Origin of the sequence: Geodermatophilus ruber (genome assembly GCF_900114385.1) — a bacterium.
Taxonomy (GTDB): domain Bacteria; phylum Actinomycetota; class Actinomycetes; order Mycobacteriales; family Geodermatophilaceae; genus Geodermatophilus; species Geodermatophilus ruber.
This window is the reverse complement of sequence record NZ_FOSW01000011.1, coordinates 42179-62460: the sequence shown is the minus strand read 5'-3', so window position 1 is coordinate 62460 and position 20282 is coordinate 42179. Positions and strand designations below refer to the sequence as shown.

At 74.7% G+C, this 20282-nt stretch carries 20 protein-coding genes; 9 read left to right on the top strand and 11 right to left on the bottom strand.

Annotated features, from left to right (window positions below; all coding sequences use genetic code 11):
* Window positions 1-258: 258 nt before the first annotated feature.
* From BMZ50_RS16905 to BMZ50_RS16895, 3 genes are read left to right on the top strand one after another with little or no spacing between them, the layout of a single operon-like run.
* Window positions 259-1065 carry an alpha/beta fold hydrolase gene (locus BMZ50_RS16905; RefSeq protein WP_091326939.1) on the top strand — a complete coding sequence of 269 codons (807 nt, stop codon included), beginning with the start codon at window positions 259-261 and terminating at the stop codon, window positions 1063-1065.
* A complete protein-coding gene (locus tag BMZ50_RS16900) occupies window positions 1062-2120 on the top strand; it encodes a zinc-binding dehydrogenase (protein WP_091326935.1) in 1059 nt (352 codons plus the stop codon). Before BMZ50_RS16905 ends, BMZ50_RS16900 begins: the two co-directional genes overlap by 4 nt.
* A complete protein-coding gene (locus BMZ50_RS16895; protein ID WP_091326932.1) occupies window positions 2117-2932 on the top strand; it encodes an SDR family NAD(P)-dependent oxidoreductase in 816 nt (271 codons plus the stop codon). Before BMZ50_RS16900 ends, BMZ50_RS16895 begins: the two co-directional genes overlap by 4 nt.
* 157 nt (window positions 2933-3089) lie before the next feature.
* On the opposite strand, the gene BMZ50_RS16890 is transcribed toward BMZ50_RS16895, so the two are convergent.
* On the bottom strand, window positions 3090-4283 hold the full coding sequence (locus tag BMZ50_RS16890; RefSeq protein WP_177212846.1) for an acyl-CoA dehydrogenase family protein: 1194 nt from the start codon (window positions 4281-4283) through the stop codon (window positions 3090-3092).
* 273 nt (window positions 4284-4556) lie between these two features.
* On the opposite strand from BMZ50_RS16890, the gene larA reads away from it, so the two are divergent.
* Together larA and BMZ50_RS16880 are read left to right on the top strand one after the other, a co-directional pair.
* Window positions 4557-5846 carry a nickel-dependent lactate racemase gene (gene larA / locus BMZ50_RS16885; RefSeq protein ID WP_091326926.1) on the top strand — a complete coding sequence of 430 codons (1290 nt, stop codon included), beginning with the start codon at window positions 4557-4559 and terminating at the stop codon, window positions 5844-5846.
* Between the two features lie 35 nt (window positions 5847-5881).
* On the top strand, window positions 5882-7033 hold the full coding sequence (locus BMZ50_RS16880) for a glycerate kinase (RefSeq protein ID WP_091326923.1): 1152 nt from the start codon (window positions 5882-5884) through the stop codon (window positions 7031-7033).
* A gap of 62 nt (window positions 7034-7095) precedes the next feature.
* On the opposite strand, the gene BMZ50_RS16875 is transcribed toward BMZ50_RS16880, so the two are convergent.
* The 6 genes from BMZ50_RS16875 to BMZ50_RS16850 form a co-directional block, all read right to left on the bottom strand.
* Window positions 7096-8295 carry a cytochrome P450 gene (locus tag BMZ50_RS16875; RefSeq protein WP_091326919.1) on the bottom strand — a complete coding sequence of 400 codons (1200 nt, stop codon included), beginning with the start codon at window positions 8293-8295 and terminating at the stop codon, window positions 7096-7098.
* A 195-nt stretch (window positions 8296-8490) separates the two neighbouring features.
* Window positions 8491-9465, bottom strand: coding sequence for a quinone oxidoreductase family protein (locus tag BMZ50_RS16870; protein ID WP_091326916.1), 975 nt, complete (start codon window positions 9463-9465; stop codon window positions 8491-8493).
* Window positions 9466-9550: 85 nt separating this feature from the next.
* Window positions 9551-9910 carry a hypothetical protein gene (locus BMZ50_RS16865; RefSeq protein WP_091326913.1) on the bottom strand — a complete coding sequence of 120 codons (360 nt, stop codon included), beginning with the start codon at window positions 9908-9910 and terminating at the stop codon, window positions 9551-9553.
* 31 nt (window positions 9911-9941) lie between these two features.
* A complete protein-coding gene (locus tag BMZ50_RS16860) occupies window positions 9942-10805 on the bottom strand; it encodes a DODA-type extradiol aromatic ring-opening family dioxygenase (RefSeq protein WP_091326909.1) in 864 nt (287 codons plus the stop codon).
* A complete protein-coding gene (locus BMZ50_RS16855; protein ID WP_091326906.1) occupies window positions 10798-11658 on the bottom strand; it encodes a citryl-CoA lyase in 861 nt (286 codons plus the stop codon). The genes BMZ50_RS16860 and BMZ50_RS16855 overlap by 8 nt, the downstream gene beginning before the upstream one ends.
* Window positions 11655-12869: a CaiB/BaiF CoA transferase family protein gene (locus BMZ50_RS16850; RefSeq protein WP_091326900.1), complete on the bottom strand. Its 1215-nt coding sequence runs from the start codon at window positions 12867-12869 to the stop codon at window positions 11655-11657. The genes BMZ50_RS16855 and BMZ50_RS16850 overlap by 4 nt, the downstream gene beginning before the upstream one ends.
* A 242-nt stretch (window positions 12870-13111) precedes the next feature.
* Here BMZ50_RS16850 and BMZ50_RS16845 point away from each other — a divergent pair, with 242 nt between their 5' ends.
* From BMZ50_RS16845 to BMZ50_RS16835, 3 genes are all read left to right on the top strand, one after another.
* Window positions 13112-14596 carry an amidohydrolase family protein gene (locus tag BMZ50_RS16845; RefSeq protein WP_091326897.1) on the top strand — a complete coding sequence of 495 codons (1485 nt, stop codon included), beginning with the start codon at window positions 13112-13114 and terminating at the stop codon, window positions 14594-14596.
* A gap of 100 nt (window positions 14597-14696) precedes the next feature.
* Window positions 14697-15527, top strand: coding sequence for an IclR family transcriptional regulator domain-containing protein (locus BMZ50_RS16840; protein ID WP_091326896.1), 831 nt, complete (start codon window positions 14697-14699; stop codon window positions 15525-15527).
* Window positions 15528-15653: 126 nt separating this feature from the next.
* Entirely contained in the window at window positions 15654-16028 is a 375-nt protein-coding gene (locus tag BMZ50_RS16835) for an ester cyclase (protein WP_091326893.1), read from the top strand.
* A gap of 21 nt (window positions 16029-16049) precedes the next feature.
* On the opposite strand, the gene BMZ50_RS16830 is transcribed toward BMZ50_RS16835, so the two are convergent.
* Genes BMZ50_RS16830 through BMZ50_RS16820 form a run of 3 tightly spaced genes read right to left on the bottom strand, consistent with a single transcriptional unit; the run spans window position 16050 to window position 19333 of the window.
* On the bottom strand, window positions 16050-17336 hold the full coding sequence (locus tag BMZ50_RS16830) for an MFS transporter (protein WP_091326890.1): 1287 nt from the start codon (window positions 17334-17336) through the stop codon (window positions 16050-16052).
* A gap of 25 nt (window positions 17337-17361) precedes the next feature.
* Window positions 17362-18126 carry a crotonase/enoyl-CoA hydratase family protein gene (locus tag BMZ50_RS16825; RefSeq protein WP_091326886.1) on the bottom strand — a complete coding sequence of 255 codons (765 nt, stop codon included), beginning with the start codon at window positions 18124-18126 and terminating at the stop codon, window positions 17362-17364.
* Window positions 18127-18178: 52 nt separating this feature from the next.
* Window positions 18179-19333: a CaiB/BaiF CoA transferase family protein gene (locus BMZ50_RS16820; RefSeq protein ID WP_091327232.1), complete on the bottom strand. Its 1155-nt coding sequence runs from the start codon at window positions 19331-19333 to the stop codon at window positions 18179-18181.
* 76 nt (window positions 19334-19409) lie between these two features.
* Here BMZ50_RS16820 and BMZ50_RS16815 point away from each other — a divergent pair, with 76 nt between their 5' ends.
* Entirely contained in the window at window positions 19410-19865 is a 456-nt protein-coding gene (locus BMZ50_RS16815; protein ID WP_245753690.1) for a MaoC family dehydratase, read from the top strand.
* A gap of 8 nt (window positions 19866-19873) precedes the next feature.
* On the opposite strand, the gene BMZ50_RS16810 is transcribed toward BMZ50_RS16815, so the two are convergent.
* Window positions 19874-20251, bottom strand: coding sequence for a hypothetical protein (locus BMZ50_RS16810; RefSeq protein WP_143087205.1), 378 nt, complete (start codon window positions 20249-20251; stop codon window positions 19874-19876).
* Window positions 20252-20282 lie beyond the last annotated feature (31 nt).

Below are 20282 nucleotides of genomic sequence, written 5' to 3'. Positions count from 1 at the left end.
GGGTGCCGGGGCCGCGGATCGGCCGGGCGTCGTGGTGGTGGCGGAACAGTGACAGCGACCACACCACCTGTCAACCGTCAGGCGTACAGCTGTCCGTTTCGTGACATGTCCGCCGCTCACCGGGCCGCGCGCGGCCCGAAGGGGCGCCGATCCACCGCCCGCCGGACGGGGGCGGCGTTGACACGCGGACGTGTCATGCGTCACGGTGCACGGTGAGCGGACGACTGTCCGCTAGAGCTTTCGAGGCAGGAGACGAGCGTGACCGATTCGGCTGCTGGACCGACCCGCACCCGGGTGCCCATGGGCTCCGGGGAGATCAGCCTCTTCCGCCGGGGCTCGGGGCGCCCGGTCCTGTTCCTGCACGCGGCCGGCGGGGCGGGCAACTGGGAGCCGTTCCACGAGCGGATGTCGCAGTCGGTCGACCTGATCGCCCCCGACCACCCCGGTTTCGGGCACAGCGACGAGCTGCCCGAGGTCGCCACCATGGCCGACCTGGTGCAGCACTACATCGCGCTGCTGGACGAGCTCGGCATCGACCGGCTCGACGTGGTCGGCGCGTCCTTCGGTGGCTGGACCGCCGCGGAGCTGACCAGCACCATCCCCGACCGCGTCGAGCACCTGGTGCTCATGGCCCCGGCCGGGCTGGAGGTGCCCGAGGCGCCCCCCGCCGACCTGTTCTCCATGGCCCCGCCGGACCTGGTGCGCGCCCTGTTCTACGACGACGCGCTCGTCGAGGCCGCGCTCTCGGCGCCGCCCACCCCGGAGGCGATCGCCCAGACCGAGAAGGACATGGCGGCCTTCGCCCGGTTCGCCCGCGACCCGTACCTGCACAACCCCGAGCTGCCGGCCCGGCTGCCGCGCATCACCTGCCCCACGTTGGTCATCGCCGCGGAGATCGACGTGATCGTCCCGCGGGAGCACAGCGAGGCCTACGCGAAGGCCATCCCCGGCGCCGAGCTGCGCGACCTGCCGCGCACCCGCCACGGCCTGCACCACGAGCGGCCCGACGAGGTCGCCGCCGAGGTCCTGGGCTTCATCACCGGGTCGGAGGCCGCCGCCCGATGAGAGCCGCGGTCACGGAGGGCCCGGGCTGCATCCGGTTGGCCGACCGGCCGGAGCCGGGCCCTCCGGGACCGGGCCAGACGCTGCTGCGGGTCGAGACCGTGGGCATCTGCGGCTCCGACCTGCACCTCTACCGGGCCGATCTCGGCCCCTCCCACGACGGCCTGCTCCCCCGGGTGCAGGGCCACGAGTTCTCCGCAGTGGTCGCCACCGCCGACCCCGCCGGCGGCCCGGCCGCCGGCGAGCGGGTCGCGGTGTGGCCGGTCCTCCCGTGCGGCGCCTGCCGCCCGTGCCGCGAGGGCCGGGTCAACGTGTGCAGCCGCCTGCGGCTGCTCGGCGTCCACCGGGACGGCGCGCTGCAGGAGCACCTCCTCGTCGACACCGCGGCGCTGGTCGTCACGACCGGGCTGACCGCGGAGCAGACCTCCCTCGTCGAGCCGGTGTCGATCGCCGTCCACGCCGTCGCCCGGGGCCGGGTGGCGCCGCAGGAATCCGTCGTCGTCCTCGGTGCCGGGCCCATCGGCGCCGCCTGCGCGCTGGCCGCCCGCGACGCGGGCGGCGACGTGCTCGTCGTCGACCCGGTGGCCTCCCGCCGGGAGCTCCTCGCTTCCCTGGGCTTCCCCGCCGTCGCGCCCGACGCGCCGGGCCTCGCCGCCGCGGTGGACGCCCACGCCGGCCCCGAGGGGCCGCACGTCGTCATCGACACCACGGGCGCCCCCGCCGTCCTCGGGACCGCGATGGACCTCGCCGGCCACGGCGGCCGGGTGGTCGTCGTCGGCATGACCGCGGCCTCCGCCCCGACCAGCCCCGGGCCGCTGCCGATCAAGGAGCTGGACGTGCTCGGGGTCAGCTGCTGCACCTATGCCGAGTTCGCCGCGGCCGTCGAGCTGGTGCGCCGCAACACCGCCGCGATCGACGCCCTGGTCAGCCACGTCGTCCCCTTGACCGGCACGACCGACGCGCTGCACCTGCTCGAGGGCAGGGCCGCCGAGGCCGTCAAGGTCCTCGTCGACCTGCGCGCCCCCGCCCCTTCCCCCGACCGAGAGGACCCCGCATGACCACGCCCGATCCGCGCCCGCTGCCCGACCGGCTGCGCATGGACGGCCGGCACGCGCTGGTGACCGGCGCCGCCAGCGGGCTGGGCCTGGCCATCGCCGAGGGCCTGCTGCAGTGCGGGGCCGCGGTGACCCTGCTCGACCGCGACGCCGAGGAGCTGGAGCGCAGCGCGGCCGCGCTGGCCGCGGCCGGCGGGCCGATCAGCACGCGGTGCTGCGACGTCTCCGAGCCGGCCGCGGTGGAGGCCGCCGTGGCCGCCGCGGCGCAGGAGCACGGCGGGCTGCACGCGGTCTTCGCCAACGCCGGCATAGCCGGGGGGCCGTCGATCCGGTCGGAGGAGGGCCGGGTCTACGACATGGACTGGAAGACCTTCGACGGCGCGCTGGCGGTCAACCTGATCGGCACGCTGGCCACCGTCCGCGCGGCCGCCCGGGCCATGCGCCCCGCGGGCGGCGGCTCGATCGTCGTCACCGTGTCGACGGCGGGGCTGCGCGCGGACGCCATGGTCGGTTACGGCTACAGCGCCTCCAAGGGCGCCCTGGCCAACCTGGTGCGCCAGGCCGCGGTCGACCTGGCCCCGGACGGCATCCGGGTCAACGGCATCGCCCCCGGCCCGTTCCACACCAACATCGGCGGCCGCGGCCCCAAGGACCCGGCCGTCGACCAGGCGTGGGCGGACACGGTGCTGCTCGCGCGGATGGGGCACACCCAGGAGATCCAGGGCATGGCCCTGCTCCTGGCCTCCGACGCCGCCTCGTTCATGACCGGCGGCGTCTACCCGGTCGACGGCGGCGCGCTCACCGGCGTCTTCTGAGCTCCACCACCCGCAACCACGGCAGGGGCGCGGGCGGGGGCGGAAATGGCCATTTCCGCCCCCGCCCGCGCTCCTTCCGCGTGCGCGGCGCAACGCCGCACACGCCGAACGGCCGGCCCGGGGAGCCCCGGGCCGGCCGTTCGGTGGTGCGAGCCGCTCAGCCCTGCGGCACGAGGTTCATGTAGAGCCAGGTGTGGTTCGGCGCCAGCCCGGCCAGGTACTTGCCGCACCCCTCGAGGACGTGCGGAGCCGACGTGACGTGCTGGGTGCCGGCGTGCATGTCCCGGAAGTACTGCTGCATCGGGCCGGTGCGCAGCGCCGCGGTGCCGGCCGCCTTGTAGACCTCCACGGCGATCGCCTCGGCGGTCCAGGTGGCGTTGTAGAGCGCCAGCCGGACCTTGGTGCGCTGGTCGTTGTCCAGCACGCCGCCGTTCTCCAGCGTCTCGGTGGCGTCCCGCCACACCTCGTACACGAAGGCGCGGGCGGCGTGGTACTTCGCCTCGAGCTCGCCGTAGATGGCGTGGAACCGGGTGTTCTCGGCCATCGACCCGGCGCGGCCGGCCTTGCCGCGGACCTGCTCGGCGAGGTCGTCGAGCATCCGCCGGGCGACACCCAGCGCCCAGCCGGAGTGCCCGATGAGCGCGAAGTGCATGATGCCGAGCTTGAAGATCCAGCCGCCGCGCAGCGGGGTCTCGACCGGGCCCAGGTGGGTGAAGGTCTCCGGCACGAAGGCGTCGCGGATCTTGTAGTCGATGCTGCCGGTCGCCTTGAGACCCATGACGTCCCAGGTCTCGATGAGCTCGGCCTCGTCCACCGGCAGGACGAAGATCCGCGGCTCGCCGGTCTCCTGGATGATCCCGAGCGTGTGGATCCACTGGGAGTGCTTGATCCCGGAGGCGAAGCTCCAGTCGCCGCTGAGCCGGTAGCCGTCGCCGTCGGTCACGGCGGTGCCGGGACGGGTGCCCTGGCCGGCCACGACCGGCAGGCGCTCACCGGAGAACATCTTCTTGACCGCGTCGTCCTGCAGGTAGGCGCCGCCGGTGCCGATGGCCAGGGAGGCGGCCATGTGCACCCAGGCGGTCGACGGGTCGGCCGCGGCGAGGGCCTGGACGATCTCCAGCGAGGAGAGCGGGTCGCACTCGGCCCCGCCGAGCTCACGGGGCGTCCACATCCCGTAGAGACCCGCCTCGTGCAGCGCGTCGTCGACGGCGTCGACCAGCTTGCCCTGCGCCTCGTTGGCGGCGGCGTTCTCCCGGACCAGCGGCTGCAGCGCGCGGGCGGCAGCCACGAGGTCGGCCGGCTCCCGGCCGTTCTGGTGGCCGAGCGCCGCGTCGGGTGCGGTCGTCGTCATGGTGGCGGCTCCTGTTCTGCTGAGCGTGGCTCGGTCGGATCGAGAGGGAGCGGTAGGTGGGCGGTCCGCCGAACGGCGGTCCACCGCGTGTCCGTAGAACGGACAACCATCCGGGAAGACAGCTTGAATGTGACCCAGGTCTATGTCAAGAGCCACACGTGTGCGGGGAGATCGCCTTCCGCCCGCGGCCGCCGGCGGCTTGACACGCGCGCGCGCGACCGTGACCGTACGTCCGGTCGGCATACGGACCAACGGACGGGAAGCACCCAGCGGATGACGGTCACCTCCACGCCCCGCACCGTGTCCCTGGCCTACGGCCGGGGCGTCGTCGAGGTCCCCCTCCAGGACGGCGCGCTGGTCATCACGCCCCGGGACGACCCCGCCCTCGCCGACCCGGCGACGGCGCTGCGGGCGGCCCTCAGGTCCCCGCTGGGCGCTCCCCCGCTGGCCGCCCTGGTGCGCGACGGCATGTCCATCGCCGTCTCCGTCTGCGACGGGACGCGGGCCCAGCCGCGGGAGCCGGTGCTCCGGGCGCTGCTGGAGGAGATCGACGGCGCCGCGCGCGGCTGCCGGGTGACCGTCCTCGTGGCCACCGGGACCCACCGCGGCAACACGCCCGAGGAGCTGCGGGAGATGCTCGGCGACGAGGTCGTGGCGCGCTGCGAGGTCGTCAACCACGACGCCCGCGACCGGGACTCCCTCACCTTCGTCGGCACGGTCGGCGAGGGGGTGCCCCTGTGGCTGAACTCCCGCTGGCTCGAGGCAGACCTGCGGATCACCACCGGCTTCGTCGAGCCGCACTTCTTCGCCGGCTTCAGCGGCGGCCCGAAGATGGTGGCGCCCGGGCTGGCCGGCCTCGACACCGTGATGGTGCTGCACGACGCCGTGCGGATCGGCAGCCCGCTGGCGACGTGGGGCGTCGTGCAGGAGAACCCGGTGCACCGCGACATCCGCGCCTGCGCCGCGGCCTCGCCCCCGGACCTGGCCCTGGACGTGCTGCTCGATCGCGACAAGCGGATCACCCACGTCGTCTGCGGCGAGCTCTTCCGGATGCACGCGGCCGCCTGCGAGCTGGCCCGCGCCGCCGCGATGCGCGCCGTCCCCGAGCCCGTGGACGTCGTGGTGACGACCAACTCCGGCTTCCCCCTCGACCAGAACCTCTACCAGGCGGTGAAGGGCATGGCGGCCGCCGAGCGGGTGGTCCGCCCCGGCGGGACGGTCGTCGTCGCCGCCGAGTGCGCCGACGGCCTGCCCGCGCACGGGTCGTTCGCCGACGTCCTGGGGGCCGCCGCCGGCCCGGCCGGCCTGCTCGAGCTCATCGGCTCCCCCGGGTTCAGCGTCCCCGACCAGTGGCAGGTGCAGGTGCTGGCCCGGATCCTGGCCAAGGCCGACGTCCGGCTGTTCTGCTCCGGGCTGGCGCCGGAGGAGGTGCGCGCCGCCCACCTCGAGCCGGTGACCGATCTCGCCGGGGCGATCGCCGAGGCCGTCGAGCGGCACGGGCCGGGCGCCCGGGTCTGCTACCTGCCCGAGGGGCCGCAGACGATCCCCTACCTCGCCGGCTGACCCCGGCCTCCCGCACCGACCGAGGAGACGCCCCGATGCCAGGCCCGGCAGCGCCGCGGATCGTGCTCGCCCCCGACAAGTTCAAGGGCTCGCTGACCGCGCCCGAGGTCGCCGCGGCGCTCACCCGGGGCCTGCGACGCGCCCTGCCCGCGGCGGACGTCGTCGCGCAGCCGATCGCCGACGGCGGCGAGGGCACCGTGGAGATGGTGCTGGCCGCCGGCTTCACCGCCCGCACGTGCACGGTTCCCGGCCCGCTGGGCGAGCCCGTGCCCGCCCGCTACGCGCTGCGCGGCGACACCGCCGTGGCGGAGATGGCCGCCGCCGCCGGCCTCGCGCTGCTGCCGCCGCCGGGCCCCACCGAGGAGACCGCGCTGCGGGCCACCACCCTCGGCGTCGGCCGCCTGGTGGCCGACGCACTCGGCGCCGGCGCGCGGCGGATCGTCCTCGGCGTCGGCGGCAGCGCCACCACCGACGGCGGCGCCGGGGCGCTGGTGGGCCTGGGCGCCCGGGTGCTGGCCGCCGACGGCCGCGACGTCGGCCCGGGCGGCGCCGCCCTGGCCGACGCGGTCCGCCTCGACCTGGCCGGCCTGGACCCCCGGCTGGCCGGGGCGGAGCTGGTGGTGGCCTGCGACGTCGACAATCCGCTCACCGGCCCCGACGGCGCCGCCGCCGTCTACGGCCCGCAGAAGGGCGCCACCCCGGCCGCCGTGGCGAGGCTGGACGCCGCGCTCGCCCGCTGGGCCGACGTGGTGGCCGCGGCCACCGGGGCCGACCGGCGGGACGCGCCGGGCGCCGGCGCCGCCGGCGGGATCGCCTTCGGCCTGGCCGGCGTGCTCGGGGCCCGGCTCACCCCCGGCGTGCGGCTGCTGACGGGCCTGACCGGCTTCGCCGACGCCGTGCGGGGGGCCGCCCTGGTCGTCGTCGGGGAAGGCTCCCTGGACGCGCAGAGCCTGCGCGGCAAGGGCCCGGTCGGGCTGGCCGCGCTGGCGCGGGAGGCCGGCACGCCGGTGGTCGCGGTCGCCGGGCGCAGCCTGATCAGCGCGGACGAGGCCCGGGCGGCCGGCCTGGACGCCGTCCACACGCTGACCGGCATCGAACCGGACGAGGCGCGGTGCATGCGCGAGGCCGCCGCGCTGCTGGAGGTCGTGGGGCGGCGGATCGGCGAGGGCCTCCGGGCAGGGCGCTGACGTCGGTGCCCCCGGACGATCCCGCTGGGATCGTGCCGGGGGCACCGGGACTGCCGGCGGCCTCAGCCCTGCGCGGGGGCCCGGTCGATGGTGACGTCGACCCGCCCGAAGGCGCGGATGAGGTTGTTCAGCGCCCGCTCGGTGCCGTCGAGGTGGAACCGGGTCACCCGCGGCGCCAGCGCCTGCAGGAGCGACTCGGTCTCCATCCGGGCCAGGCCGGCGCCGGCGCAGCCGTGCTCGCCCATCCCGAAGCCGAGCTGGTGGACGGCGTTGGCCCGGGTGACGTCGAACTCGTCGGGGCGCTCGAACTTGCGCTCGTCGCGGTTGGCCGAGGCGTAGATGACCACCACGCGCGAGCCCTCGGGGATCTCCACGTCGCCGATCCGGGTGTCCCGGCTGGCGAGCCGGCCGAAGGCGCGGATCGGGGACTCGATCCGGACGACCTCGTTGACCGCGTTGGGGATGAGCTTCGGGTCGTTGCGGATCAGGTCCCACTGGTCGGGGTGCTGGGAGAACAGCCAGATCGCGCTGCCGACGGCGCTGATCGTGGTGTCCAGCGAGGGCGCCAGGTAGTCGAGCATGAGCATCATCGCCTGCTCGGTGGTGATGGTGCCCTGGTCGACGGCCTCGAGCACGCCGGCGCCCAGGCTGCCCGGCGAGACGTTGCGGGTGCGGACGATCTCCGCGCCGAAGGCGGCCATCTCGCCGCACTGCGGCAGCGCCTGCTCCACCCGCGCGTTCATCGGACCGAAGGAGTCGAAGTTGGCGCCGGCCCACCGCAGCAGGTGCTCGCGGCCCTCCTGCGGCCAGCCGATGAAGTCCGGGACGATCGACAGGGGCAGTGCGCGGGCCAGGTCGGCGACGGCGTCGAAGGAGCCCTTCTCCACCAGCCCGGCGACCAGCTCGTCGGCCTTCTCGGCGACCATGTCCTTCATCGGGCGCAGGGCGCGGGGGGTGAGCCGGTGGGCCACCACCTGCCGCAGGTGGGCGTGCAGCTCGCCGTCGCTGGCCAGCGTGCAGCCGAGGATCGCCTGGTTGGCCGGCTCGTTGAGCGCGATGCCGTTGGCCGACCGGAAGGTGTCGCCGTCCATGAGCACCGCGCGGGCCTCGTCGTAGCGGGCGACGGCGTAGGCGCCGTGCTGCGACAGCCACACGGCCGGGCCCAGCTCGCGCAGGTTGCGGTAGTCCTCGTACGGCTCCAGCAGCGCCGCGTCGCAGTAGATGTCGCCGTCGTACGTGGGGGCCGACGTCGGGGCGGTCATGGGCATGTCCGAGGGGGTCCTTCCAACGCGCGGGACCGCAGGGCTGCGGAAATGGACAGTTGTCCGCGTCGCGGACATGAGGACGATGCCTTCCTCATGGCGCTGTGTCAAGGAGCACATCCACGCCCTTGCGTGCCCGTCCGGCAGGCCCGCCTGGGACGGACAGATGCGCGCACAGCGGACAGCGGCACCCGGTCAGGCGCCGGGCTGGAGCACGACCCGCCGGCCGGCTCCCTGCGCGGTGCCGGCCCAGCCGTGCTCGACCTCGGCCAGCGGGAGGACGAGGTGCTCCAGGCCGAGGGCGCCGCGCTCGGCGTGCTCCAGGACCGCGGTCAGCGCCTGCTCCCGCTGCTCGGCGCGCAGCGCGTTGTTGGTGTAGCCCAGCACCTCCGCGCTGCGGCTGCGCAGGACCGAGGAGGAGAAGGCCGCCTCGTCCCCGGAGGCCCCGCCGAGGTTCACCAGCCGACCGAACGGCGCGAGCACCTGCGAGGCGGCGGTGGCCGCGGTGCCGAACACCGGGTCGACGACCAGGTCGACGCCACCGTCGCAGGCCTGCGCCAGGCGCGCGGTCAGCTCGTCGACGTCCGCCACCAGCGCGACCACCTCGTCGGCCCCCGCCCGGCGGGCCCGCTCCTGCGCCTCCTCCGACCGGCAGACCGCGACCACCCGGCCGGCGCCCAGCAGCCGCGCCGCCCCCACCGCGACCTGGCCGACCGCGCCCCCGGCGCCGAGGACGAGCACCCGCTCGCCGGCCCGCAGCCGGCCGCGCCAGGTCAGCGCCATCCAGGCCGCGACGGCCGAGAGACCCAGCGCCGCCACGAGCGCGTCGGGCACCGCCGCGGTCACCGGGACGACATCGCCGTCGGGCACCGCGCACAGCTCGGCCAGGCTGCCGTCCCCGGGCGCCATCCCGGCGGAGGTGGCGAACCAGACGCGGGTGCCGACCGGGTGGACGGCGGACCGCTCGACGACCCCCACCCCCTGCACGCCCGGCACGTACGGCACCGCCGGGCGGCCGAAGTAGGAGGTGCCCGACGCGCAGAGCAGGTCGAGCGGGACGACGGGCGCGGCGGTGACCCGCACAAGCGTCCGCCCCTCCCCCGCGGCCGGCTCGGGGTGCGTGCCGTACGACGGCGGGGCTCCGGGAGTGTGCAGGACGGCGGCGCGCATCGCGGTTCCTCCTCGCGGGACAGGCCAGACCGCCCCCGCCCCGGGGGCACCGGGACGGGGGCGGCGGGTCAGGATCGGGCGGACGTCAGGTCGTGATGTCCGGGTACGGCATGGTGATGTGCTCCATCGCCTTGCCGTAGGCCTTCTGGTACTCCAGCGGGCCGTGGTCGCGCTCGAACATGGCGATGAAGAGCGTGAGGGTGAGGAAGGGGTGCGCGCCCATCTGGAAGAGGGTGACGTGGTCGTGCTCGCGCAGCGCCTTCCGCTCCTCCTCGGTGAAGGCCAGCCAGGTGGTCTTCTCGTCGTCGATGCAGTTGAGCAGCTTGTTGGCCATCTCGGCCTCCCACCACTCCACCGTGCCGACCGGGTCCTCCCGGTAGCGCTCGACCAGCTCGGGGTCGCGGTCGACGGTGTAGAGGAACTTGTCGAGCAGGTACTTGCTCATGCCGATGTCTCCGTTCCGGTCGTCCGCGGCCTCAGGCCGGCGCCCCGTTGGGGTACCAGGTGAAGTAGGCCTCCATCGTGTGGAAGAGGTCGAGGGTGTCGACGTGGTCGGCCTTCCGGCCCTCCCCGGCGACGCCCATCATGAGCATGAAGTCCATGAACCCGTGGGTGGCGTTGCCGGGGTGGTGCAGGCTCTCCAGGCTCACCTCGGCCAGGCAGCCCTCGATGTCGCCGCTGGCGATCCACTCCACGGCCTTGCGGTCGAACTCCGGGTCGGGGCCGTGCTCGCCGAACTGGCGCGGGCCGCCGAGCTCCAGCGACAGGTGGCCGGTGCCGATGATGGCCACCCGCTTGTCGCTCTCCCAGGACTCGACCATCTCGCGGATCGCCTTGCCCAGCTGGACGAACCGCTTCGGCTGCGGCAGCGGCGGGGCGAAGATGTTGGTGTAGATCGGCACGATCGGCAGGTCCGCCTGCGGCCGCAGGGTGATGATCGGGCACGTGATGCTGTGGTCGATCCGCAGCTCGTTGGAGAACGCCAGGTCGAAGTCCCGGTCCAGGCCGTCGCGGAGGATGTGCGCGGCGAGCTCCTCCTCCCCGCGCAGGGTCATCTTCGGCAGGCCGAACTCCCGCTCCTCGTTGTAGAAGTTCGCGTCGAAGAACGGCGCCTTGCCCACCAGGAACTGGGGCATGTTATCCAGCCACAGCTGGTGGAAGTGGTCGCTGCCGACCATCACCAGCACGTCCGGGCGGGCCTTGGTCAGCGTCTCGCGGAACCGCTCGATCTTGGCCACCCACTCGTCGGCGAACGGCGGCCGGTCGGCACCGGTCGCCGTGCTGGCCCGGTAGTAGAACGGGTGGTGCGTGGACGCGATGACCGCGGCTACTTCAGCCACGACGACCTCCAATGGTGTCGGTGTCCGAGGGGGCGCCCGGCAGCGGGTCCGGGACGAAGGGGTCGGGAGCGACGGAGCGGTTGTTCAGGTCGACCGACAGGAAGACGTCGTTGGCCACCGGGTTCCGCAGCTCCTCGGCCAGCTGCCCGATCAGCCCGGCGGCGCGGGCCAGCAGCGCGAAGCCGCGCAGCAGCTCCAGCGGGAGGCCGAGGTCGGCCAGGGCGGCGCCGCACACGCCGGCGCCGTTGAGCGGCAGGGTCTTGCCCAGCACCTGGGGGTGCACCCGCCCGATCGCCGCGAACAGCTGCAGGTGCGGGCCGTAGAGCCCCTCCTCGGCGGCGATCTGGAACAGCCGCGGGGTGCGCGGGTCCCCCTGCTTGTGCACGTGGTGGCCCAGCCCCGGGACGAACCGCCGAGCGGCCCGCTGCGCGGTCACGACCTCCAGCGCCAGGGCGTCCCAGCCGGCGTCGTCGGTGGGCAGCCCGCCCTCGACCGAGGTGAGGACGTCGTGCAGGAACCGGCCGCAGTCCTCGGTGACCCCGAGGAAGCGCGAGCCGCCCCCCAGCAGGCCGGCGGCGAGCGCGCCCTGCACGGAGTCCGGCGCCGACAGGTAGGTCAGCCGGGTGACGATCGCGGTCGGGGTGAACCCGTGGTCGGCGAGCGCGGCCAGCACCGCCTCGAACACCCGCGTCTCCCCCGTCGAGGGGCGGCGCTGGGTCGCCAGCCAGAAGGCGAGCTCCCCGAAGCCGACCTCCCCCATGACGTCGCGGGCGAGGTCGGTGCCGAGCAGGGTGATGCTCTCCAGGCTCGACGCCCCCAGGGCTGTCGGGTAGACCGGGCGGTCGTCGGTCACGCGGCCCCCTCCTCGCTGCCGGTGGGGCGGGCGGCCGGCGCGCCCAGCCACTCGCGGATCTCCGCGCCGTGCTCGTCGAGACCCGGCGGGGGCAGCCGGTAGTCGGCGGGGGTGGCCGAGAAGCGGATCGGGTTGCGGACCGAGGGCACCGCGGCCGCGCCCTCCCCCACGGTCACGACCGGGTCGAGGCCCACCTCCTCGGCGAAGGCCACACCCTGGTCGACGGTGTTGATCGGGCCGCACGGCACACCCGCGGCGATGATGTCGCGGAACCACTCCATCTTGGTGCGGGTGCGCAGCCGCTCGACCAGCAGCGGCCGCAGCTGGTCGCGGTTGGCGTTGCGGTCCTCGTTGCGGAGGAAGCGCGGGTCGTCGGCGAGCTCGGGCACGCCGAGCACCTCGACGAGCTTGCGGAACTGCCCGTTGTTGCCGGCGGTGATGATCAGGTCGCCGTCGGCGCACGGCAGCGGCTCGTACGGGAAGAGGCTGGGGTGGCTGTTGCCCATCCGGAACGGGACGACGCCCCCGGCGACGTAGGCGCTCGAGTGGTTGACCAGCCCGGACAGCGCCGAGGAGAGCAGGTTGACCTCGACGTGCTGGCCGGCGCCGGTCTCGTGCCGGAGGTTGAGCGCGCTGAGGACGCCGATGGTGGCGTGCAGCCCGGCCATGACGTCGAAGACGGAGATCCCGGCGCGGAACGGCTCACCGTCGGGGTCGCCGGTCAGGCTCATCAGGCCGGAGATGGCCTGGACGATGAGGTCGTAGCCGGGCAGCCGGGCACCCTCGGGGCCGCTGCCGAATCCGCTGATCGAGGCGTAGACGACGCCCGGGTTGCCCGCGGCGACGGTGTCGTAGTCCAGGCCGAAGCGGGCCAGGCCCCCGGGCTTGAAGTTCTCGACGACGACGTCCGCGCGGCGGGCGAGCTCCCGGGCCGCGGCCGCGTCGTCGGGGTCCTTGAGGTCCAGGGCGACCGACCGCTTGTTGCGGTTGATGCCGAGGTAGTAGGTGGCGACGCCCTCGCGCACGGGGGGCGCCCAGCTGCGGGTGTCGTCACCGGCCGGGCTCTCCACCTTGACCACCTCGGCGCCGAGGTCGGCCAGCAGCATCGTCGCGTAGGGGCCCGCGAGGACGCGGGAGAAATCGGCGACCAGCAGCCCCGCCAGGGGCCCCCGACCCGGCGCGGAGCCCGGGAGGAGCGGATTCGCGGTCATCGGTCGTGCACCTCTCGTCGCTGTTCGACCGGCATGCGGACGATAGTCCGAATTCCGTCCCCCGGAGTCTTGGTGGGATGCCGGTCACTGTCAAGCGACACCCCTTTTCGCTGAGCACCGCCGCTGCCGCGGGGTGCTGTCTTGACACCTCCCGGCGGCCCCAGCATGGTGGCGACGTCCGATGTGCTGACCGGTATACGGACGCGGGTCCGCTGACGGTCCCCTGTCTCGAGGAGGAGACGATGACCAGTTCCCACGACGGGGCGGTTCCCCGGGCCGGGCGCCCCGTGGTGCTGCGCGGCGGCACGGTGCTCACCATGGACGACGCCTGCACGGTGCTGCAGGGCGCGGACGTCCTCGTGGTGGACGACCGGATCGCCGCCGTCGGCACCGCCCTGGACGTGCCCGAGGGGACCCAGGAGATCGACGCCCGCGGCGGCATCGTCATGCCGGGGATGATCGACACCCACCGGCACATGTGGCAGACGGCGATGCGCGGCTACGGCGCCGACTGGACCCTCACCCAGTACTTCGTCTGGTACTACCTCGAGCACGGCAGGAAGTTCCGGCCGGAGGACATCGCCGCCGGGAACCGGCTCTCGGCCATCGAGGCCCTCGACGCCGGCGTCACCACCTCCGTCGACTGGTCGCACGGCCTGCAGAGCGTGGACCACGCCGAGGCGGCGGTGGACGCGCTGCGGTCGGTGCCCGGCCGCTTCGTCCTGGCCTACGGCAACATCCACGCCGGGCCGTGGGAGTGGATGACCGACCCGGCCGTCCGCACGTTCCTCGAGCGGCTGCGCGACGCCGGCGACGACCGGATGGGCGTGCAGATCGCCTTCGACGTGACCGGCGACCCGGCCTTCCCGGAGAAGGCCGCCTTCGAGGCCGCCCGCGAGCTGGGCATCCCGGTGACCACGCACGCCGGTGTCTGGGCCGCGACGAACGACGACGGCATCCGGCTCATGCACGAGCACGGGTTCATGACCCCGGAGACGACGTACGTGCACGCGGCCACCCTCACCGCGGACAGCTACCAGCGGATCGCGGCGACCGGCGGCTCCATCTCCGTGTCGACCGAGTCCGAGTGCAGCGCCGGCCAGGGGCACGCGCCCACGGCGCAGGTCCTGCAGTACGGCATCCCGGTGTCGCTGTCGATGGACACCAGCGTGTGGTGGAGCGGCGACATGTTCTCCGCGATCCGCGCGACGCTCAACGCCGACCGCATGGCCGAGCACATGGACGCCCACCTCAAGGGCGAGACGATCACCCACCTGCGGCTGCGGGCCAAGCAGGTGGTCGAGTGGGCCACCCGCGGCGGCGCGCACTCGATCGGCCGCGACGCCGACCTCGGCAGCCTGGAGCCGGGCAAGAAGGCCGACGTCGTCCTCATCAAGAACGACGCCTCGCCGGTGTCCTTCCCGCTGCTCAACCCGCTGGGCCACGTGGCCTTCCAGGCCTCGCGCGGCGACGTGCACACCGTGCTCGTCGACGGCAGGGTCGTGAAGCACGAACACCGACTGGTCGGCATCGACCTGGCCGCGGCCCGCCGCGAGGTCGAGGCGACCGTGGCGCACCTGCGCGCCGAGATGGGCGAGGAGGAGTGGGAGAAGGGGATGTTCCCCGACCTGCCCTCGACCGAGGTGCTGGACAACCCGTACCAGTACACCGACTTCAAGGACGAGTCGAAGCGCTCCGGCTCCGAGGACCGGGTCCTCGGGCGCTGACCCCGTACCGCGGATCCGTGCGAGATCGCCGATCTCGCACGGATCCGCGGCCGGATGTGTGCGGGATCAGCGGTCTCGCCGGAGAGAGAAGGAGCACCTCATGGCCGGACGTGGGACCGGGCCGGACTTCGTCGAGGCGCTGGCACGCGGACTGGACGTGCTGGCCTGCTTCGACGCGGACCACCGCAGCATGACCCTGTCCGAGGTCGCGACGGCCGCCTGCCTGGCCCGCCCGACCGCCCGGCGGCTGCTGCTCACCCTCGAGGAGCTCGGGTTCGTCCGGTCGGTCGGCAACGCCTTCCAGCTGACGCCGCGGGTGCTGACGCTCGGCATGGCCTACGTCGGCGCGCTCGGGCTGTGGGACATCGCCCGGCCGCACCTGGAGGCGCTGGTCGCCAGCACCGGGGAGTCCTCCTCGATGACCCAGCTCGACGGCTCCGACGTCGTCTACGTGGCGCGGGTGTCGGTGCCCAAGCTGATCGCGCTGCGGGTCGAGATCGGCACCCGCTTCCCCGCGTCGCAGACCTCCCAGGGAAAGGTGCTGCTGGCCGCGCTCTCCTCCGCGGAGCTGGACGCGGCCCTGGCCCAGCCCAGCCGCGCCGGGCTCCCGCCGTTCATCGGCCGCAGCACCGAGCAGCTGCGCGAGGAGCTCACGGAGGTGCGGGCCCGCGGCTGGGCGCTGGCCGACGAGGAGCTCGCGCCGGGGGTGCGCTCGGTCGCCGTCCCGGTGCGCGACGGCTCCGGTGCGGTGCGGGCGGCCATGAACGTCACCGTGCACGCGGCGGAGACCTCCACCGAGCACCTGCTCACCGCGCACCTGCCGAAGCTGCTGCGCACGGCCGGGGACGTGAGCGCCGAGTGGGCGCTGTGGCAGTCCCGGCCGCACGTCGACGTCCCCCGGCCGGCCGAGGACGGCACCGCCACCGCCTGACGACGGCCCCGGGGGCATCGCAGCGAGCGAGGAGCGGACCGGGACGCGGAGTCGGGCCCGTGGCCACCGCCTGATGGCGGCCCGCCCAGGTGGCGGCCGAGCAGCGGGTTCCTAGGATCCGGTGTCGTGGAGCAGCAGGCGGTGACCGCGATCGTCCGGCGCTACTGGGACGGGCTGTGGAACCGGCGCGACCTGGACGTCATCGACGAGCTCATCGCCGAGCCCTACGTCCGCCACTCCTCGGCCGGCACCCGGCGGCTGTCCCGCGCCGACCTCAAGCGGGAGGTCAGCAACTCCTGGCAGCTGCTGCACGACCCGACGACGACGGTCGACGACCAGGTCTCCGCCGACGACCGGGTGTGGACTCGCGCCACGACGACGGGGGTCAACCTCGATACCGGGGAGACGTCGGTGGTGACCTGGCTGGTGGTGCACCGGGTGGCCGGCGGCCGGATCGTGGAGTCCTGGAGCGCGACCCTGCCCGGGGTCGACTGGCGCTGAGCCGCCGGCCGGCCCCGGCGCTCAGCCCAGGTCGCGCAGCTGCTGCGCCGCGGCCACCCGCCGCCGGCTGCCCAGGGCGAACAGCGCCACGAAGACGATGACGGCCACGCCCATGCCGGTGAGCGTCCAGCGCAGGCCGATCACGTCAGCGAGCAGGCCCAGCGGGAGCGCCGCGATGCCGAAGGCGCCGAAGCTGAGCATGATCAGCGACTGCACGCGGCCGTGGTACTCCATGTCCGACAGCGCGATCAGCTGCGACTGGTTGGTCGTCTGGAAGGCGAGCATCGACCCGCCGATGACCAGCAGGACGGCGACCGCGACGCGCGCGTTCGGGGTCACCGCCAGGGCGCAGATGGCCAGGCCGAACAGCGCCCCCGACCCGGCGAACACCCGGCTCTCCCTTGCCCGGGACGAGCGCCGTCCGAGCAGCAGGCCGGCGGTGACGCCGCCGACGGCCGACATCGCCGAGAGCACCCCGTAGCCCACCGACCCGAGCCCGAACAGGTCGCTGGAGATGGTCGGCATGAAGGCCAGATACGGCATCCCGCACATCGTGACGCCGATGCCACACCAGGTCAGCGCGGACAGCTCGGGATGCCGGCGGACGTAGCGGACACCGTCGGCCAGCTCCCCGAACGGGGAGCGATCCGACGGCTCCCCCCTCCGGCGACCGGGCGGGAGGGCGCCGGTGAGCAACACCCCGACCGTGGCCAGCCCGGCGCTGGTGAGGAACACCGCCTCGGTGCCCCAGGACACGGCGCCGACCACGACGCCGGCCAGCGCGGGACCGACCACCCGGTTCACCTCGGCGTTGACCAGCAGTAGCGACACCGCCTGCGGCACCGACCCGCGCGGCACGAGCTCGGACAGGAACGCCATCCGGGCCGGGTTGAACAGCGCGAAGCCGACCGCCTGGAGGACGCCGGCACCGAGCAGCATCCAGTACTGGATGACGTCGAAGACGACGGCCAGGCCGATCCACGCGCTCGAGGTGGCGAGGATCAGCACCGACAGCTGCAGCACCAGCCGCTTGGGCAGCCGGTCGGCGGCCACCCCGCCCCAGGGGGTGGCGATCAGCAGCGCGATACCGAAGGAGAGCAGCACCCCGCCGAGGGCGGCGTTGGAGCCGGTGAGCTCGAAGGCCAGCCAGCTGCGGGCGATGGCCTGCCCCATCACGCCGAGGAACACCGCGGCGGCGTTGAGGTAGAGCACCAGGAAGCCGCCGATGCCCAGCAGCCCCAGTGCGCCCAGCTGCTGCGGTGCGGGTGCGGCGCCGGTCCGTGTGTCGGGCGTGATCTCCGCGCTCACGGCTCGCCCCGCTCCCCCGGCGGCCTCAGCGCCCCCGCCAGACCGGGGGACGCTTCTCGGCGAAGGCCGTGGCGCCCTCGCGGGCGTCGGCACTGGTGAACACCGGGGCGATCAGCTCCGCCTGGCGGGCCCAGCCCTCCTCCGTCGTCCAGTCGGTGCTCCCGCGGGCGACCTGCTTGGTGGCGGCCAGCGCCAGCGGGCCGTTGGCGGCGATGCTCGCGGCCAGCTCCAGGGCGCCGTCCAGCGCGCCTCCGGGCGGGGTCAGCCGGTTGACCAGCCCCACCTCGGCCGCGCGTAGGGCGCCCAGCGGGTCGCCGGTCAGCAGCATCTCCATCGCCACGTTGGGCGGCACCCGCCGCGGCAGCAGCAGGGCACCGCCGCCGGCGGCGACCAGGGCGCGCTTGACCTCCGGGACGCCGAACCGGGCGTCCTCCGCGGCGACGACGAGGTCGCAGGCCAGCACCAGCTCGAACCCGCCGGCCAGCGCCCACCCCTCGACGGCGGCGAGGAACGGCTTGCGCGGCGGGGTCTGGGTGATCCCGCACAGCCCGCGCCCCTCGATGGCCGGGGTCTCCCCGCGGAGGAACGCCTTGAGGTCCATCCCCGCCGAGAAGGTGCCTCCCGCCCCGGTGAGCACGCCGACCCGCAGCTCCTCGGACGCATCGAGCTCATCGACGGCCGCGGCCACCCCCTCGGCGACGGCACGGGTCAGCGCGTTCCTCGCCTCGGGCCGGTTGATCGTGATGACCTGGACGCCGTCGCGCCGCTCGACCAGTACCTCGTCCGCCACCGGGGCTCCTCCCGTGTCATTCTGCGTCTGCCGGGGTCGTGGGTGTGCCGGGTCAGCCGGCCTGGACGACGGCACCGGCGTCCAGCAGCTCCTGGATCTCCTCGGCGGGGAGGCCCCACGCCTGCAGCCCCGCCCGGGTGTCCTGCCCCGGGGTCCGCGGGCCGCCGCGGACCGCGCCCGGGGTGCGGGAGAACCGCGGGGCCGGCGCCGGCTCCGGGTGCCCGCCGCGGTCGGTGAAGGTGCCGCGGGCGGCCAGGTGCGGGTGCGCCGGCGCCTCGGTGAGCCCGAGGACGGGGGTGACGCAGGCGTCGGTGCCCTCGAAGGCGGCGGCCCACTCGTCGCGGGTGCGGGTGGCGAACACCCCGGCGATCGTCTTCCGCTGCTCGGGCCACCGCGCGACGTCGTCCTGGCGGCCGTGCTCCTCGGGGTCGATGCCCAGGCCGGCCAGCAGCTGGGCGTGGAACTGCGGCTCGATCGCGCCGACCGCCACGTGCCGGCCGTCGGCGCAGGCGTAGGTGTCGTAGAAGGGCGCGCCGCCGTCGAGCAGGTTGGCCGCCCGCCGGTCCTGCCACAGGCCCGCGCCGAGCAGGCCGTAGATCATCGTGACCAGCGAGCTGGCGCCGTCGACCATCGCGGCGTCGACGACCTGGCCCTGCCCGCTGGTGCCCCGCTCGAGCAGGGCCGCGAGGATCCCGACGAGCAGGAACATCGACCCCCCGCCGAAGTCCGCCCCGATGTTGAGCGGGACGACGGGCTTGTCCGCAGTCCCGATGGCGTGCAGCGCACCGGTGAGGCCGAGGTAGTTGATGTCGTGGCCGGCGCGGGCGGCCAGCGGGCCGTCCTGCCCCCAGCCGGTCATCCGCGCGTAGACCAGCCGCGGGTTGCGGGCCAGGCACGTGTCGGGCCCGAGGCCGAGCCGGTCGGTGACGCCCGGGCGGAGCCCCTCCACGAGCACGTCGGCCGAGTCGACCAGCCGGAGGACGACGTCGCGGCCGGCCGGCAGCTTGAGGTCGACGGCGACCGACGGGCGGCTGCGGTGCAGCGCCTCCCGCTCCGGGGGCACCAGCTGCGTGCCGCCGCCGGGCCGGTCCACCCGGATCACGTCGGCGCCCAGCTCGGCCAGCAGCATGCAGGCGTAGGGCGCCGGCCCCAGCCCGGCCAGCTCGACGACGCGGATGCCCGCCAGCGGGCCGGTGGGAGGCTGCACGGCGGTCACGCTAGCAACGCCCGGGGACACCGACCCCGGTACGCGCGGCGCCCCGCGGTCCCCTACGTTCGGGCAGGTGAGCGACGAGCGCTGGTTCGAGGACTACACCCCCGGCACGACCGCCGAGTTCGGCCCGTTGCGGGTGGCGGAGGACGACGTGGTCGACTTCGGCCGGCGCTTCGACCCCCAGCCCTTCCACGTCGACGCCGAGGCCGCGGCCGCCGGTCCGTTCGGCGGGCTGATCGCCAGCGGCTGGCACACCTGCGCGCTGATGATGCGGCTGCTGGCCGACGAGTACCTCTCCCCCGTCTCCAGCCTCGGCTCGCCCGGCGTGGACGAGCTGCGCTGGATCGCGCCGGTCCGGCCGGGCGACGCGCTCATCCTGCGCACCACCGTCGAGGAGGCCCGGCGGTCGCGGTCCAAGCCCGACCGGGGGCTGGTGCGCACCCGGGTCGAGCTGCTGAACCAGGGCGGCACCGTCGTCCTGACCATGACCGCGATGAACCTGATCCGCGCCCGCGCGGCCGCCTGACCCCCGGGTCAGCGGAGGCGGCGGCGCAGCCGGCCGACCGCCGCGGCGACGGCCGGTCCCGCCCGCCGCAGGCCGGGCGTCCCCGTCCGCGACTCCAGCCCGGCCACCCGCTGCTCGACCGCCGCGAGCCGCGCCGCCTCGGGCGCGGGGGCCTCGGCCGGTGCCCCCGCCGCGTCGGCCAGCTCGGCGAGCCCGTCGGTCAGCGCGGCGACCAGGCGGGCGACCTCGTCGGGCCGCAGCTTGACCGTGCCCACGCAGGTCTCGTCCCGCCAGAGGCTCAGGTTGAGCAGGCCGGCCGCAGCGTGCGTGGACACCCGGACCGCGCGGGCCTTGTCGTGGGCGTCCCACACCCACCGTCCGCGGACCGGGAGGGGCAGGACGGTCATCGCCCCAGGTTGGCGGCGCGCCCGCGCGGCG